Genomic DNA, 15,409 nt, shown 5'->3' with positions numbered 1-15,409 from the left:
ATAGTATCTTTGTAGGGAAGAACGAACAGGAGACGAATACCTTTGAAAGTAAAAGATTTTTTAGAGCTGTACCGCCTCGACAGCGTGGTGCAAACCATCGCCGAACGGCTGAAGGCAAATCAACCATACCGCCTCCAGGTAAAAGGGCTGGCGGGAAGCCAGGATGCCGTACTGGCCTCAGCGGTGTATACTTTGAATTATGGGCACCAGCTCTTCGTGATGCACGACAAGGAGGAGGCCGCCTATTTCTATACCGACCTGAAGAACCTGCTCGGTGAAGAAAAGGAAATCCTGCTCTTCCCGACTTCCTATAAGCGCCCCTACAGCTTCGACGACACCGAGAATGCCAACATCCTAATGCGGGCAGAGGTGCTCAACCGCCTCAACCAGAAAACAGGCAAAGGCGAGTTGATCGTGACGTACCCGGAGGCGCTGACGGAAAAGGTAATCAATAAAAAGTCGCTGGTAGAGAATACGCTGGGCGCCAAGGTGGGCGAAAAGCTGGACACGAATTTCCTCAGCGAGATGCTGGCTGAGTATGGCTTTGAGCGCACCGAGTTTGTGTACGAAGCGGGCCAGTATGCCGTACGCGGCGGTATTGTGGATGTATACTCTTACGCCAACGACCTGCCTTACCGCATCGAGCTCTTTGGAGACGAGATTGAAAGCATCCGCACCTTTGATCCCGACACACAGCTGTCGGTAGAGACGAAGAAGGCGATCTCCATTATACCCAACGTACAGACCAAACTGCTGCAGGAAACACGCGAGGCTTTCCTTGATTTTATACCGCCTAACACCACGCTCTGGTTTAAGGACGTGCGCCTGACGCTGGACGTGATTGACGAATACTTTGACAAGGCAGCCCACAACTTCGAGAAGATGATGGCGGGTAGCGGCGGCACGCAAATCGTATCGGACCCGGAGCAGCTGTTCCAGACGCAGAAGTTATTCAAGCAGCTGCTGGAGAACTTTAACGTGGTGGAGATAGGCAAGCGCTTTCACTTCCGCAGTGCCGAAACCATACAGTTACAGACCAAGCCGCAGCCCTCTTTCAACAAAGACTTTCAGCGGCTGGTAAAAGACCTGCACGAGCAGCAGGGTGCCGGTTTTGTGAACCTGATTGCCACCGATTCGCCGCGCCAGATCAACCGCCTCACCATGATTTTTGATGAACTGGACCATGACGTGCGTTTCCAGCACCTGCCTATCTCGCTGCGTGAAGGCTTCATCGACGAAACCTTAAAAATTACCTGCTATACCGACCACCAGTTGTTCGACAGGTTCTACCAGCACAAGGCCAAAGAAGGACATTCCAAGTCCAAGGCCATGACACTGAAAGAGCTCCGCTCGCTGCAGCCCGGCGATTACGTAACCCACATCGATTATGGCATCGGCCGCTTTGCCGGACTGGAGAAAGTAGAAGTGGGTGGCCGTTTGCAGGAGGCGATTCGGCTTGTTTACCGCGACGATGATTTACTGTATGTAAGCATCCACGCGCTGCACAAAATCAGCAAGTACAGCGGCAAAGAAGGTGGCCCGCCAAGTATGAGCAAGCTGGGCTCGCCGGAGTGGGAGAACAAGAAGAAGAAAGTCAAGAGCAAGGTTAAAGACATTGCCCACGAGCTCATCAGCCTCTACGCCAAGCGCAAGGCCGCACCGGGTTATTCATACTCCCGGGATGGTTTCCTGCAGGCAGAGTTGGAGTCCTCGTTCATCTATGAGGACACGCCGGACCAGGCGAAGTCCACGGAAGATGTGAAAGCAGACATGGAGCAGCCGCACCCCATGGACCGCCTTGTATGCGGGGATGTGGGCTTCGGCAAGACGGAGATTGCTATACGGGCTGCCTTCAAAGCAGCCTGCGATGGCAAGCAGGTGGCCGTGCTGGTACCTACTACCATTCTGGCCATGCAGCACTACCGCACCTTCCGCGACAGGTTGGAGCAGTTCCCGGTTACCGTGGATTATGTAAACCGCTTTAAGACTGCCAAAGACACGAAAGAAACCCTGAAGCGTCTGTCGGAAGGTAAGATTGATATCCTGATTGGTACACACCGCATCGTGAGCAAGGACGTCAAGTTCAAAGACCTCGGCCTGATGATCATTGACGAGGAACAGAAGTTTGGTGTGAAGACAAAGGAGAAGCTGCGGGAGATGAAGATAAACGTGGACACGCTCACGCTCACCGCCACGCCTATCCCGCGCACGCTGCACTTCTCGCTGATGGGTGCCCGCGACCTTTCAGTTATCGCCACGCCGCCACCTAACCGCCAGCCGGTGAAAACGGAGCTGCATGTGTACGATGAGGCCCTGATTCGCGATGCCATTATGCATGAGATGAAGCGCGGCGGGCAGGTGTTTTTTGTGCATAACCGCATCAAGGACATTGAGGAAATTGCAGGGATGATTCTGCGCCACGTACCGGATTGCAAGGTAACCTATGCCCACGGGCAGATGGAGCCGGAGAAGCTGGAAAAACGCATGATGAAGTTCGTGAATGGCGAGTATGATGTGCTGGTCAGCACCAACATCATCGAGTCAGGCCTGGACATCGAGAATGCCAACACCATCATCATCAACCGCGCACACATGTTTGGTTTGTCGGATCTGCACCAGATGCGTGGACGCGTAGGGCGCTCCAATAAGAAAGCCTACTGTTACCTTCTCACACCACCAGTAGCCGGGCTGCCTTCGGATGCCCGCAAACGCCTAAGCACCCTGGAGGAATTCTCTGACCTGGGCGAAGGCTTCAAAATTGCGATGCGCGACCTGGATATCCGGGGCGCAGGTAATTTGCTGGGTGGAGAGCAGACCGGCTTCATCACCGACCTTGGTTTTGAGATGTACCACCAGGTGCTCGACGATGCCATCAAGGAACTGAAGGAAACAGAATTCCGCGAGTTGTTCCTAGGCGATAACCTGGAGCAGTTTATTGAACCGGTGCTGGAGTGTAACATCGAAACAGATATGGAGGTGCTTATACCTGACTCCTATGTGAGCAATATCTCGGAGCGCCTGAGCCTCTACAGCAAACTCGACAGCGTGAAGAGTATGGAGGAACTGGAGAAACTGCGCGACAGCATCGTAGACCGTTTCGGCCCATTGCCGGAGGCGGTGCAGCAGCTTGTGGAGATTGTGAAGCTGCGCTGGCAGGCCCAGCAACTCGGCTTTGAGAAGCTCACCATCAAAAGGGAGGTAATGAAAGGCTACCTGCCTGCTGAGAACAACGACCAGTATTTTCAGTCAGACATTTTTGGCAATATTCTAAAGTATGTGCAGCAACACTCACGTCGTTCCCGTTTGAAAGAAGCCAAGCACAAGCTCATCGTTATCGTGGAAGATATACAGAGTATAGCCGATGCAAAAGAAGTGTTTGAAGGCCTGGGCATAAGGGAAGCTGTTTCTGCACAGGCATCCTAGGGTAGTGCATTATACCATTGCACCGGTCCGCTTATACGGTGGCTCCGTTATAGTTGTAAGCAGGCTGATAGAAGCCACTGGATTCTGTCTATCCCACAGGAAATAGAAAGCGTAACAAGAAGTTCAGAACCTATAGCATGATGAAATCAGTAAACACAATTCTATTGATCGATGACGACGACACGACTAATTACCTGAATCACCGCCTGCTCGCGCGCATGGGAACAGCACCGGATATACGGGTGGTAACAAACGGGGACGAGGCGATGGAGTACTTAAACAAAGCCTTCTCCGGAGAAGAAGAATACCCGGTTCCGGACCTGATTTTTGTTGACATCAAAATGTCGGGCATGGATGGCTTTGAGTTTCTGGAGGAGTACAAGAAAGTGCCGGCTGAGCAGAAAGTAAACATTGTAATGCTGATGTTAACCTCATCCGCCAGCTTCTACGATCTCGAGAAGCTGAAGCAGTTTCCGGATGTACGCAAGCATTACTCCAAGCCATTGGCTGAGGCGGATGTCCGCGAAATAATGGAAACGTATTTCTAAACAAGCCCTTACAAGCATCATGATAGCAGCACCCCTTCCGGAAGGGGTGCTGCTGTTTTTTTACAGCTGAGTTCCCGTTTCTTAACTATAGCTATTGCAACACCGTAAATATAAACGCACCCATTGTGGGATAAGCATTTACAGAAAAACCTAAATAAGACAAAACTATGGCAAACAAACCGATGAACTTAAACGGCAGCGAAGGTGACAACCACGAAATTGGCCGTGAGCTATATAACAAAGACAAAGAGCAAAACCAGAGTAACAACCAGCGCTATGGCAGCAGGAGGGGCGAAAACACCCGCGAGTGGGGCGAAGGCAACTACTTCCACACGGGCCCTAACCCACGTGGCGCACAGGACCGCGACAACGACCGCAACCACAGTAACGACGACTACCGCAGAGGAGGCAGCAGCAACAGCTCTTATAACCAGGGCCAGAATGCACACCTGAACGACCACTATGGCAGCCGTTCTGGTAGCGCTTACCGTAACGAGCGCTCCATTATAGACCACGGAGACCGCGGCAGCAACCAATACCAGCACGACGAGCGCCACAGCATGCGCAGGCCACATTCACCTGGTGGCTCCTTACAAGGAAACCACGACGATGTGAACAGGCAGCAGAACGATCCGTGGCGTGAGGGGCCTGGTAGCGGAAGCCGCTACAAGGACGACGATTATCGCTACGGCAGCGGCTCGCATAACTGGTACACAGAAGACCGTTATACCCCGAACGATAACAGTAACCGCCGCAACAACCCGCGTCATGACGACCGCGGCTTTATGGACCGTGTAAAAGACACCTGGAACGACATCTGGCATTCAGATGACGAGGATTACCAGCAGCGCGGCAACCGCTACCAGACAAATGCTGACCAGCTTGATTCACGCAGGCGCTATGGCTCCGAGCAGTACCGCAACCGCAACTTCGACAGTGGATATGAAGGAGGTCCCCGTTGGGCTGATGAATCAGACTCAGGACAGGATAACCGCTATAGCGACCGCGATAACACAAACCGCCGTCGGCGGTAAAACATGTAGTTACCAGGTCAGGGAGATTTGGTAGTAAATTAGTTTTAGATAGCAGAAAACAAAGCCGGCTCTTGCAGTTGGCTTTGTTTTTTTGTATATTAGGGATTGTATTTAATTTAAACATCCTTCGAATCGCTTCGTACATCAATAATAAGAGCAAACTTTAATTCTATTTTTGATGGTGAAAGAAGCAATTCCTTTGAGTTCTTGCAAAAGGATTTTCAAAGAACAGCCGGGACTACAGATAGAAAGATAGCAGGAGATTGACTCTGAAAAGCCTGTTTTTAAACCGGAGAGAAAGTTTAAACAAGCCCATAAGTAAAAAGAATTTATCACATAATTAAAGACATATATCATGCATCACGACGAAAACGACCCACGGCACTCGCACCACAACAGGGACATGCGCCATCGCAGGGAGCAGCAGCCTAACCACGAGCGTGAGCGGTATTTTAATGATTTTAAGAGCCGCTGGGGAGAGCCATCTCCACCCCTAAACCTGCATCAGAACGACTGGCAACATCAGGATATAGGCCGTTTTGAAAAAGAGGGGCAGTTCCATCAGCAGCGGGAAGAGTGGCTACCGAATCAGCGCAGGCAACAGCCACAGCGTAACGAGAACCAGCAGCGCGATACCTCATGGCGCCAGCGCGATGTGAACTTCGACAGAAACAATCAACGGGCCGAAAACCGCTGGCAGCAGGATGATAGCATCCCGCACCCGGATGACAGCCGCCGCCGTCGCAGAAGCCTCCCTGATCAGGATGGGTTCAGGCACGATAACAAGGAAAGAGACACCAGAGACAACAGAGACCGCAGGTAACAAACCTGCAGCTATTCTACATATTGCAACAAAAGCCGGACTTATCCGGCTTTCGCTGTTTTAAGGACTCTCAATTTAAAACCGTTTCCGAAGGCCAACACCAAAAGAGACGAGTTCCGGAATACCCGGCACCAGGTTTACTGACAGGTCAATCTTTTCCTTCAGTTTATAATTGTATTCCAATTCGCCAGCGTACCAGTAAAACTTGTACTGCCAGCTGCCTTTGCGCTTAAAGTAGCCGTCGTCTACATAATCCTTAATGTTGTTCCAGTCTCGCCGGTACACCAGAGTTGGCCCGACACCGCCGTTCAGGGAGTGGCGATTTTTGCGAAAAATTAAGCCGCGCCAGCCAATGTGGGTAAAGCCTGCCAACTCAGCCGCACAGTCTGCATAGAGCCCCTGCTCTACCCGCACGCTTATCACATCGCGCACCACAAACCGGTCATAACCCACTATCGCACCGTAATTGAAGGTGACATAGCCTTTATCATCGAGTCTGTTAGGGAACATCTCCGGGTACGGGCTCTCCTTCAGGTGCACCGACAAACCGAAGAGCTTCACTGTGAAAGCATTTTTATAAACAGGCCGCTCCTGCGCCTGCACACGCATAGTAAATGGAAACAGTAAGAGAAGACACAGTAAAAGTTGCAGTAATCGAGGCATATAATTAAAAAGGGCTATCAGCCTACTTTACTAATTTTTGACGCTTGGGTTGCTTCAGGGCTCAGGCAGGGGCACACTAATAAGATTGTTCGTACCTTTGTTACTCTTATGTCAGTACTTGAAGATTTACTAACACAGGTCCGGGCCTGTCGCATCTGCGAAGAGCACCTGGCACTGGGGCCACGCCCTGTATTGCGTGCCAGCACTACAGCTAAACTGCTGGTGGTGGGGCAGGCACCGGGCACCAAAGTGCATGCCAGCGGCACCCCCTGGGACGACCAGAGCGGGAAGCGCCTGCGCCAGTGGATGGGGCTGGATGCTGCCACGTTTTACGATGCATCGCAGATTGCCATTATCCCGATGGGCTTCTGCTACCCGGGCAAAGGCAAAAGCGGTGACCTGCCGCCCCGCCCTGAGTGTGCCCAGCACTGGCACCAGCAACTGCTGGATCTGCTGCCCAATATCCAACTCACGCTGCTCATAGGCAAATACGCACAGGACCACTTCTTGAAGCAGGCTTCCAGACCTACGCTAACTGAAACAGTAGCAAACTGGTACGAATATCTGCCGCGCTACATGCTCTTGCCGCACCCCTCGCCCCGTAACCAGTTCTGGCTTCGGCGCCATCCCTGGTTCGAGGCAGATGCCGTACCGGCACTTCAGCAGCTTGTGAGCGGCCTGATCGTAAAAACCTAAAGCCCCTGTTTTCGTTGCAACATATCTACTCCCAGAACAAGCAAATCACCATCCTATGATCAACTATCCCTCCAGCAAACTACCTGATATAGGCACGAGCATTTTCACGGTCATGTCGGCACTGGCGAACGAGCAGCAGGCAATTAACCTGTCGCAGGGCTTCCCGGATTTTAACTGTCCTGAGCCTCTCATAGACCTTGTAGGCAGGTATATGCGCGAAGGCTTTAACCAGTATGCTCCTATGGCGGGTGTCCCGAAGCTGCGTGAAAACATCAGCATCAAAACAGAGAAAATGTACGGGTGCCGCCCTGATCCTGACACCGAGGTAACCGTGACATCCGGTGCCACAGAGGCGCTGAATGCAGCCATTACGGCGGTGGTAAAACCCGGTGATGAAGTAGTGATACTGGAGCCTTGTTATGATGCATATGCTCCGGTTATCCGGCTCTGTGGCGGAGTTCCCGTTTACGTATCGCTGGCGCTACCTGACTTTAGTGTGGATTGGGACCAGGTGAAACGGCGCATCTCCTCCCGCACACGCAGCATCATCATCAATACACCCCATAACCCCACAGGCGCTGTAATGACGAAGCAGGACATGGACAAGCTGGCGAACCTAATAGAAGGCACCGATATTCTGGTGATAAGCGACGAGGTGTACGAGCACATGGTGTTCGACGGGCAGCAGCATTACAGTGTGCTGCAGCACCCGCAACTGCGCAAGCGCAGCTTCGTTATCTCCTCTTTCGGGAAGACTTACCATACTACCGGCTGGAAAGTAGGCTATGCGGTGGCTCCTCCGGTGCTTACCACTGAACTGCGCAAGATGCACCAGTTCATTACCTTCAGCACCCCGACGCCGCTGCAGATGGCCTTAGCAACTTTCATGGAAGAGGAAACGCACTACCGCAACCTGCCTGATTTTTACCAGGCCAAGCGCGACTTCTTTAATGAGCAGCTAAAAGGCTCCCGTTTCGAACTGACACCTTCTGCAGGCACATACTTTCAGTTGGCAAAGTATGATAAAATTTCAGAGGAGTATGACCTGGATTTTGCAAAGCGAATTACAAGAGAAGCAGGCGTAGCCGCCATACCGGTTTCTGCCTTCTACCACGATAAAACTGACCATAAACACCTGCGCTTCTGCTTCGCCAAAAGCGAGGACACCCTGCAAGCCGCCGCTGCAAAACTGGTGCAGCTGTGACGTTAAACAATAAAAATTTTCACATACAGGACATAGCAGCAGGTTGGGCTAAACTTTCCTCGAACAACGAATAACACTTAACCAACAACAATAAAATGGACCTACGCATAACCATTGTTCAGACAGCGCTGCACTGGCAGGATGCGGAGAAGAACCGCAGGATGTTTTCGGTGAAATTAACGGATGCTGCTCCTCAGACCGACCTGATTGTGCTACCTGAAATGTTCACAACCGGTTTTAGTATGGAGGCGGAGGCGCTGGCAGAAGAGGCTGCAGGCCCTACTTTAATCTGGATGCAGCAGGAGGCGAAAAAGCACCAGGCGGTAATAACCGGCAGCGTGATGGTGAAGGAGAACGGATACTACTTTAACCGCCTGTACTGGGTGCGGCCTGATGGCTCCTACACAAAATACAATAAGAAGCATCTCTTCCGGATGGCCAAGGAGCACCACACCTATACTGCAGGCGGAGAGAAAATAGTAGTAAAATTAAATGGCTGGAACATCTGCCCGCTGGTGTGCTACGACCTGCGCTTCCCAGTGTGGAGCCGCAACGTCAGCAATAGCTATGACCTGCTGCTGTACGTAGCCAACTGGCCCCAGATCCGCAGCCTTGCCTGGCGCTCGCTGCTTCAGGCACGCGCCATCGAAAATGTGGCTTACGTGGCCGGTGTAAACCGTGTGGGTACCGACGGGAACAGCCACCCCTATTCCGGCGACTCTGCCATTATTCACCCTAAAGGGCATCACCTGCTTCAGACAAACCAGATAGAGGGCATTCATACCCTCTCGTTGAGCAAACAGGAACTAACAGATTTCAGGGAAGCCTTTCCGGCACATCTGGATGCGGATGCGTTTAGATTGGGTTGAGACTAGGGGTAGATGCATTATAAAGTAGCTATCAACAGATCATGTTCATGTTTTCCGGGTCAAACCACCCCTACCCCTCCTTATCCAAGGAGGGGAGTTTTTTTTCCTGCTACAATAAAAACCGCTTTACCTCTTTCAAAGCATCCTGCTCCGCTACCTGCCTGAAATTTACCTGTGGGCGGGCCTGGAACATGCGCAGGAGGCGAGGGTGCTCTCCCAGCAGTAATATCAATCGGCCTTCCTTCTCCTGGAAGAGCTCTTCCAGCAGTGGCATTGCCTTACCTAATCCCGGAGCAGTTTCGTCGGATTTGATGCATGCTACAGCCTTATCACTTTCGCGGAGCAGGCGCAGGGCGTAGTGCTGCAGCAACTCATCTGACTGTACATCGATGTCTAGCACGGCTACCTCCGGAAGTTCTTGCTTTACCTGTTCAGGCAGTGGTTTTCTGTAGGTGGTTTCAGCTGTAATCTCAATGTAAAGGAAAGCCTGCATTACCTTACTACAAATTTTGAGGATGTGCGCTTGCCGCTCTGGGAGGTAGCCCGGATGATATAGAGTCCTGCTTTCAGGTTCTGCAGTGGCAGCATATGGCTGCGGCTATAGTTGCCAACTGTACTGCGGTACAGGAGCTTTCCTATAGAATCGTATACCTGTACGGTTACAGGCTCAGAGGCCTTTACCCGTACTATCTCTCTTGTGCTTCTGTCAGCAGGGTTAGGAAACACTTCGACTTTTAAACCTGCTTCAGGCACCGTAGGCTCTGCTGAATTTCCTGCAGATTGCTCCAGCAGGTAAAGGCCGCCGCCTTGTGTGCCGAGGGTGAGGTATAGTTTATTCTCTCCGCCTAAAGGTGCTACTGCTATACTTGAGCCTTTCCCGAGGCGCAACTTCTGAAGACCGTCCAGCAGTTCATTCTCCACTAACTCTGTTTCTGGATATAGCTTATTCCCCTGCAACGCGGAAGGAAGGTTCCGGTACACGCGAAGCTCGCCACTAGCATCTGTCGTGAGCAAATCAGGTATCCCATTGCCGTCCACATCGGCTACGGCGGGGTACAGGTAACGGCGCGTGAAGTCAGTAACAATACCACCGAAAGCAGCTTTCTCCAAGGCATAAACCGTCGAAGCTGCATTACCGGTATTACGGTAAAAGCTCAGGCTGCCATCGCTCATACCCAGCAGCATGTCCGGGTCACCATCATCATCTATATCTGCAAAAGCCGGAGAAGCATCAGCCTGCACATCCTGCACCGTCTTTAAATCTGCAAAGCTATAGACGGCAGCCTGCCCCCTGAGAGCTTTATTGGCGATATAAGTGATACGGGTAGCGTTTGCCTGAATATCCTTAAACGTCAGCACAAGGTCTGCTGCTCCATCGCCGTTCATATCAACAAAAGCAGGTTTGATGCTGCTAAGCTGCTGGCTCTGTAAACCGAGGTAATCTTTTGTCACTAATTCGAAAGCGGGCGAATTAGCCGTGCCGGTGTTCAGGTAAAAATGAAGTGCAGCGCTGTAGCGGCCATCACGAAAAGCGGTCGCATTTCCTACCAACATATCCATGTCACCATCTGCATCCATATCTGCAAAAGCAGGAAAGGCTCCTTCTCCCACATCTATCATCTGGCCCTGCAGAAAATCATCCTGAACAAACGCAAAGTCAGGCTGGTTCGCAGCACCTTGGTTTCGGTAAAGCCAGGTGGCGGTTTCAAAATTGATATCTACTAAGTCATCTGTCGCTTGCGAAGCCACCAGCATATCCGGCACCCCGTCGAAGGTAACATCTTCGTAAAAAGCAGCCGGGAAAATGGGGAAAGAAGCTGGCTTTGCAGCCGGAAAGGCAGGTGTAAAACCCGTCATTAAAGCTGTCGCGGATGTGCCCTCGTTCTCCATCAACACCAAGTTATCGCACGTTACACTGCCCATCACTAATTCCTTATCTCCGTCGGCATCCATGTCCAGGAGCAGCAATGAAGTGCCATCGTGGCCTGAGTGTAGCGGTGCAGCCACGCGGCAGTGGGCACCAAAGAGGTAGCTGTTGCAGCCATCGCATTCTGTAATGCCACCCCACCAGTTTGTTTGCTGCTCATACTTCATGGTGCCGCAAGCCAATCCCTGCTCTGCCTGCATGTTCTGGTAAAGCTCCAAGGTATACCCTCTGGAGAACTCCGCAATCAGCACATCTAAGTCTCCATCATTGTCTATGTCTGCAATGCCTGGGATATCCGTGCTCTTCATCTGAATGTTTACTTTGCCGTCCCTGTAAAAAAGGGCTTCCTCTGATAAGGTGAACTTCAGCTGCCCTGCGGTTGCCGTTTCCTGCTTAAAAACCCGCATACCCAATGGACTGCTCGTAAAAATATCTTTTAGGCCATCGCAGTTGTAGTCGCGCAGCAGCACCCAGTACTCCAGATCTGCAGGGAAGAACACATCATACGCTGGCGCATACTGGTACTGCCACTTCCCATTCTGCTGCACGGCCAGCCACGTATACACTTTCTTCAGTTGTCTGTCGAAGATGAACAGGTCTTCCTGTCCGTCTTTGTTGAGATCAATGGTAGAAAACTGGGGAGTATTGAGACCTCCGCTCCAGGGAGCAGCGAGTTGTCCTGCCGGCGTGGTGACAGGCACATCATGCCGGAACCGGAAAGCTACAGGCTCCTGTTGCTGGGCCACAGCAGTGGCGACAGCGCAAAGGGTGAAAAGGAACAGGGTAAGGAACTTCTTCATGTTGGGAGCAGGACTGCCTATAATTCAGGTGCTATTTTTTTATTGTGACCCGTAAAGACCGGTGCTGTCGCTTTTAATGTTTTGAATGTATATTGCCACAATTAAAGGCTGTTGGGAGTTAACGAAAAAAGCGCCTTTTCAGCATCATTCTAAGTTAAAATTACGCATTTCATGCAGAACAGCATTGAGTTTCTATATAAAAAGTACCTGGAGTGCCGCCACGTCAGCACAGACTCGCGTGCAGAGCAAGAACAGAGCTTATTCTTTGCCCTGAATGGCCCCAACTTTAAAGGCGCTAAGTTTGCCCTCCCAGCCATGGAGAAAGGTGCGAAGTATGCGGTGGTAGACGACCCGGCCATAGCGGCAGATAACGTTTTTGTGGTGGAAGACACCCTGCAGGCACTGCAGGATCTGGCAAGGCACCATCGCCGGCAGCTAAGCATTCCGGTAATTGGCATCACGGGCTCTAACGGTAAAACCACTTCCAAAGAGCTGGTGTATGCTGTGCTGAGCCAGAAGTTTAACACCCTCTATACACAAGGTAACCTGAACAACCACATTGGGGTGCCACTCACGCTGCTGCGCATTAAGCCGGAACATGAGATGGCTATCATCGAGATGGGCGCCAATCACATCGGGGAAATTGAACTGCTCTGCAGCATTGCACTGCCAACACACGGACTTATCACCAATATCGGCAAGGCACACCTCGAGGGCTTCGGAAGTCTGGAGGGCGTGGCACGCGGCAAAAGCGAACTGTATGTGCACCTGCTAAACTCGGGCGGCACTGCTTTTGTGAATACCGGAAATGAAATCCTGATGCGCATGAGCCGCCGCATCGAGAATAAAATTACCTATCCCGCCCCTGGCGATTACTACCACAGTGAGTTGCTGGAGGCGTCGCCTTACGTAGTGTACCGGGATGAGGAAGACAACAAGGTACAGACGCAGCTGGTAGGCAGCTACAACTATGAGAACATGGCGGCTGCGGCCTGTATCGGCAAGTTCTTTGGTGTGTCCCTGCAACAGGCAAACGAAGCTATCGCTGCTTACAGCCCGGTAAACAACCGCTCGCAGGTACTGCAAAAGGGCAGCAATACCATCATCCTGGATGCTTATAATGCCAACCCTACTTCTATGGCTGCGGCAGTGCGCAACTTTGGGGGCATGAAGGCTCCTCGCAAGGTGGTGATTCTGGGCGATATGTTTGAGATGGGTGCTGAGAGTGCTGCCGAACATCGTGCACTGGGTGAAGCCGTAGCAGAACAACCTTTCGATACGGTGCTGCTCTGCGGCAAAGACATGAAGTATGCGGCAGAAGTAAAAGCTGATTTCGTTCACTTTGAAACAAAGCCGGAGCTACAGCAATGGCTACAGGAGCACCCTGTTTCCGAAAGCTACGTGCTGGTGAAAGGCTCCCGCGGCATGGGCCTGGAAACGCTGCTGGAAGTGCTGTAGATTGGTAGATTTGAAAATTTGGAGATGAGGAGATTTGGAGATGGCATTGCCCAGCCATTGCCGGCTATTCGATTTCACTAGACAAAGCTCTTCTCCTTTGTCTAATATCCTGAGTCTTAAGTCTTGCGTCTTAAAAATTAAAACGGCGAATCAAAATCTTTCAGTAGTGGCAGCACCTCGTCTTTCGGCGACACCAGTGGATTATCCATTCCCCAGTCTATACCCAGAGCAGGATCGCTCCAGAGAATACCACCTTCAGAAGGCTGATTATAAAAATTGGTGCACTTATACAGGAAAGTAGTGTTATCCTCAAGCGCTACAAACCCATGGGCAAAGCCTTCGGGTACATAAAACACATTGTGCCTTTCAGCATCCAGCATACAGGTAACATGCTGCCCGAATGTTGGTGAATCCTTGCGTATATCAACAGCCACATCCAGCGCCCTGCCTGAGGTTACACGGACCAGTTTGCCCTGCGCGTAAGGTGGCCTCTGGAAATGCAGTCCGCGCAGCACACCTTTTGTCGATACTGACTGGTTATCCTGCACAAAATTGGGCTGCTTATCAAACTGCTCAAACCACTTCAAACTGAAGGTTTCTAAAAAATACCCCCGGTCATCTCTGAACACGCGCGGCTGGAACTCTATCAGGCCCTCGATGTGGTAAAGTTTGTGATCCATATTTTATGTTCTTTCTATTTCTGTTATTGCAATTGTAAAGGACAAACTTATGACCGATACAGCTATAAATCTAATTTTGAATAACTGAATACGAGAAACGGTGGTTCTTGCTTCTTCAATTATTCAGAACTTCTTTTCCCGTTACTTCCGCTATAGCGTGCAGGTACTGTTGAATAACAAATCTATCATCAAAGCGGGAAACAGCTAACTGGCGGCTGGCATTGCCCATCCTTTTCAGGTCTTCGTCCTCTAACTGCAGCATCTGCAGCATTTTCTCAGAGAGGTCCTGTGCGCTACGCACGCGGCAAAGGAAGCCATTCACACCCTCCTCCACTACTTCCCTGCAACCGGGTACGTTCGTGGCGATAAGAGGTTTGCCCATGGCCGCAGCTTCCAGTAAGGTGCGAGGCGTTCCTTCGCGGTATGAGGGCAACACCACACAATCAGCCTTTTTTACAATGGCAGCTACATCGTCGGTGGTACCCACGTATTCGATGACTCCTGTTGCCAGCCACTCCTCCAACTGCTGCTGCTTCACCGCTGACCTGCTCCGTTCATCAAACTGCCCCAGCAACTGGCACTTCACCTCAGGGTATTTCTCCTGCACCAGCTTGCTCGCCTGCACAAACTCAGCCACTCCTTTGTCGAACAGCACGCGCGCTACCATCAGGAAAACAAATGGCTTGTGGCGCTTAAACTCCTTTGCCGGCACAAACTCCTGCAGGTTAATTCCGGAGCCCGGCAGCACCTCTGTTATACCGGCACGCACAAGGCTATTGCGCAGGAACAGCTTTCTATCGTCCTCGTTCTGGAAAAACACTTTGGCAGGATACCGGAATGCGAATTTATATAACCTGAGGGCAACGCTGGAGACATAGTCTTTGGTGATAAAAACAGTACCCAAGCCCGACACATTGTTGATAGCGGGTATACCTGCCCAGCGTGCCGCGATGGCTCCGTAAATATTCGGCTTGATGGTATAGTGCAGCACCACGTCCGGCTTTACCTGCTGGTAGGTTTGGAACAGGCGCCAGGTGAGTTTCAGGTCTGTGAGCGGGTTCGTACCTTTCTCCATCTGCACCGGCACAAAACGACAGCCTGCCGCCATCAGGCGTTCCGAGTAATCATCCTTCGGCGCAATAGCTACCACCTCGTGCCCTTCCGCCAGAAGCGCCTTAATCAGGCTCCTGCGGAAATTGTAGATGTTCCAGGAGGTGTTAATAACAAGGGCTATTCGCATAGGGGCAAATCAGCTCAGCAGGACTGGGGTCTTTAGGTCTAAAA

General features: G+C 51.5%; 13 protein-coding genes. 8 read left to right on the top strand and 5 right to left on the bottom strand.

All coding sequences use genetic code 11. From position 1 onward, the window contains the following. Positions 1-42: 42 nt before the first annotated feature. The 4 genes from mfd to ACFS7Z_RS13570 all read left to right on the top strand — a co-directional run bounded on the left by mfd (position 43) and on the right by ACFS7Z_RS13570 (position 5,828). Positions 43-3,423, top strand: a complete 3,381-nt coding sequence (mfd, locus tag ACFS7Z_RS13585; protein ID WP_377485420.1) for a transcription-repair coupling factor — start codon at positions 43-45, stop codon at positions 3,421-3,423. 137 nt (positions 3,424-3,560) lie between these two features. Further along, a complete protein-coding gene (locus tag ACFS7Z_RS13580; RefSeq protein ID WP_377485418.1) occupies positions 3,561-3,971 on the top strand; it encodes a response regulator in 411 nt (136 codons plus the stop codon). A 167-nt stretch (positions 3,972-4,138) separates the two neighbouring features. Continuing rightward, the gene (locus ACFS7Z_RS13575) at positions 4,139-5,005 is read left to right on the top strand and encodes a hypothetical protein (protein ID WP_377485415.1); all 867 of its coding nucleotides are present in this window, start codon (positions 4,139-4,141) and stop codon (positions 5,003-5,005) included. Positions 5,006-5,360: 355 nt separating this feature from the next. Then, positions 5,361-5,828, top strand: coding sequence for a hypothetical protein (locus tag ACFS7Z_RS13570; RefSeq protein ID WP_377485411.1), 468 nt, complete (start codon positions 5,361-5,363; stop codon positions 5,826-5,828). 75 nt (positions 5,829-5,903) lie between these two features. Here the strand turns inward: ACFS7Z_RS13570 and ACFS7Z_RS13565 are convergent, their stop codons facing one another. Beyond that, positions 5,904-6,437 carry a hypothetical protein gene (locus tag ACFS7Z_RS13565; RefSeq protein ID WP_377485408.1) on the bottom strand — a complete coding sequence of 178 codons (534 nt, stop codon included), beginning with the start codon at positions 6,435-6,437 and terminating at the stop codon, positions 5,904-5,906. Positions 6,438-6,599: 162 nt separating this feature from the next. Here ACFS7Z_RS13565 and ACFS7Z_RS13560 point away from each other — a divergent pair, with 162 nt between their 5' ends. The 3 genes from ACFS7Z_RS13560 to ACFS7Z_RS13550 all read left to right on the top strand — a co-directional run bounded on the left by ACFS7Z_RS13560 (position 6,600) and on the right by ACFS7Z_RS13550 (position 9,260). Next, complete coding sequence (locus ACFS7Z_RS13560; RefSeq protein WP_377485405.1) at positions 6,600-7,187, top strand: uracil-DNA glycosylase family protein; 588 nt, start codon at positions 6,600-6,602, stop codon at positions 7,185-7,187. Positions 7,188-7,242: 55 nt separating this feature from the next. Beyond that, positions 7,243-8,391: a methionine aminotransferase gene (locus tag ACFS7Z_RS13555; protein WP_377485402.1), complete on the top strand. Its 1,149-nt coding sequence runs from the start codon at positions 7,243-7,245 to the stop codon at positions 8,389-8,391. Between the two features lie 95 nt (positions 8,392-8,486). After that, complete coding sequence (locus tag ACFS7Z_RS13550) at positions 8,487-9,260, top strand: amidohydrolase (protein ID WP_377485398.1); 774 nt, start codon at positions 8,487-8,489, stop codon at positions 9,258-9,260. 109 nt (positions 9,261-9,369) lie between these two features. Here the strand turns inward: ACFS7Z_RS13550 and ACFS7Z_RS13545 are convergent, their stop codons facing one another. Together ACFS7Z_RS13545 and ACFS7Z_RS13540 are read right to left on the bottom strand one after the other, a co-directional pair. Then, positions 9,370-9,753, bottom strand: coding sequence for a hypothetical protein (locus tag ACFS7Z_RS13545; RefSeq protein WP_377485395.1), 384 nt, complete (start codon positions 9,751-9,753; stop codon positions 9,370-9,372). Then, complete coding sequence (locus ACFS7Z_RS13540) at positions 9,753-11,987, bottom strand: T9SS type A sorting domain-containing protein (protein ID WP_377485392.1); 2,235 nt, start codon at positions 11,985-11,987, stop codon at positions 9,753-9,755. The genes ACFS7Z_RS13545 and ACFS7Z_RS13540 overlap by 1 nt, the downstream gene beginning before the upstream one ends. A gap of 171 nt (positions 11,988-12,158) precedes the next feature. Here ACFS7Z_RS13540 and ACFS7Z_RS13535 point away from each other — a divergent pair, with 171 nt between their 5' ends. Further along, complete coding sequence (locus ACFS7Z_RS13535; RefSeq protein WP_377485389.1) at positions 12,159-13,445, top strand: UDP-N-acetylmuramoyl-tripeptide--D-alanyl-D-alanine ligase; 1,287 nt, start codon at positions 12,159-12,161, stop codon at positions 13,443-13,445. 137 nt (positions 13,446-13,582) lie between these two features. On the opposite strand, the gene rfbC is transcribed toward ACFS7Z_RS13535, so the two are convergent. Together rfbC and ACFS7Z_RS13525 are read right to left on the bottom strand one after the other, a co-directional pair. Continuing rightward, a complete protein-coding gene (gene rfbC, locus ACFS7Z_RS13530; protein WP_377485386.1) occupies positions 13,583-14,125 on the bottom strand; it encodes a dTDP-4-dehydrorhamnose 3,5-epimerase in 543 nt (180 codons plus the stop codon). A gap of 115 nt (positions 14,126-14,240) precedes the next feature. After that, positions 14,241-15,365: a glycosyltransferase family 4 protein gene (locus ACFS7Z_RS13525; RefSeq protein ID WP_377485383.1), complete on the bottom strand. Its 1,125-nt coding sequence runs from the start codon at positions 15,363-15,365 to the stop codon at positions 14,241-14,243. Between the last annotated feature and the right edge of the window lie 44 nt (positions 15,366-15,409).

Origin of the sequence: Pontibacter toksunensis (genome assembly GCF_042686245.1) — a bacterium.
GTDB classification, from domain to species: domain Bacteria; phylum Bacteroidota; class Bacteroidia; order Cytophagales; family Hymenobacteraceae; genus Pontibacter; species Pontibacter toksunensis.
The sequence above is the reverse complement of the archived record's forward strand: the minus strand, read 5'-3'. Positions and strand labels throughout refer to the sequence as shown.

Excerpts from the sequence above, each read along its gene's own strand:
- rfbC (WP_377485386.1), bottom strand. The coding sequence starts at position 14,125 with ATGGATCACAAACTTTACCACATCGAGGGCCTGATAGAGTTCCAGCCG.
- ACFS7Z_RS13525 (WP_377485383.1), bottom strand. The coding sequence starts at position 15,365 with ATGCGAATAGCCCTTGTTATTAACACCTCCTGGAACATCTACAATTTC.
- ACFS7Z_RS13580 (WP_377485418.1), top strand. The coding sequence starts at position 3,561 with ATGATGAAATCAGTAAACACAATTCTATTGATCGATGACGACGACACG.
- ACFS7Z_RS13535 (WP_377485389.1), top strand. The coding sequence starts at position 12,159 with ATGCAGAACAGCATTGAGTTTCTATATAAAAAGTACCTGGAGTGCCGC.
- ACFS7Z_RS13555 (WP_377485402.1), top strand. The coding sequence starts at position 7,243 with ATGATCAACTATCCCTCCAGCAAACTACCTGATATAGGCACGAGCATT.
- ACFS7Z_RS13560 (WP_377485405.1), top strand. The coding sequence starts at position 6,600 with ATGTCAGTACTTGAAGATTTACTAACACAGGTCCGGGCCTGTCGCATC.
- ACFS7Z_RS13545 (WP_377485395.1), bottom strand. The coding sequence starts at position 9,753 with ATGCAGGCTTTCCTTTACATTGAGATTACAGCTGAAACCACCTACAGA.
- ACFS7Z_RS13570 (WP_377485411.1), top strand. The coding sequence starts at position 5,361 with ATGCATCACGACGAAAACGACCCACGGCACTCGCACCACAACAGGGAC.
- ACFS7Z_RS13540 (WP_377485392.1), bottom strand. The coding sequence starts at position 11,987 with ATGAAGAAGTTCCTTACCCTGTTCCTTTTCACCCTTTGCGCTGTCGCC.
- ACFS7Z_RS13550 (WP_377485398.1), top strand. The coding sequence starts at position 8,487 with ATGGACCTACGCATAACCATTGTTCAGACAGCGCTGCACTGGCAGGAT.
- ACFS7Z_RS13565 (WP_377485408.1), bottom strand. The coding sequence starts at position 6,437 with ATGCGTGTGCAGGCGCAGGAGCGGCCTGTTTATAAAAATGCTTTCACA.
- ACFS7Z_RS13575 (WP_377485415.1), top strand. The coding sequence starts at position 4,139 with ATGGCAAACAAACCGATGAACTTAAACGGCAGCGAAGGTGACAACCAC.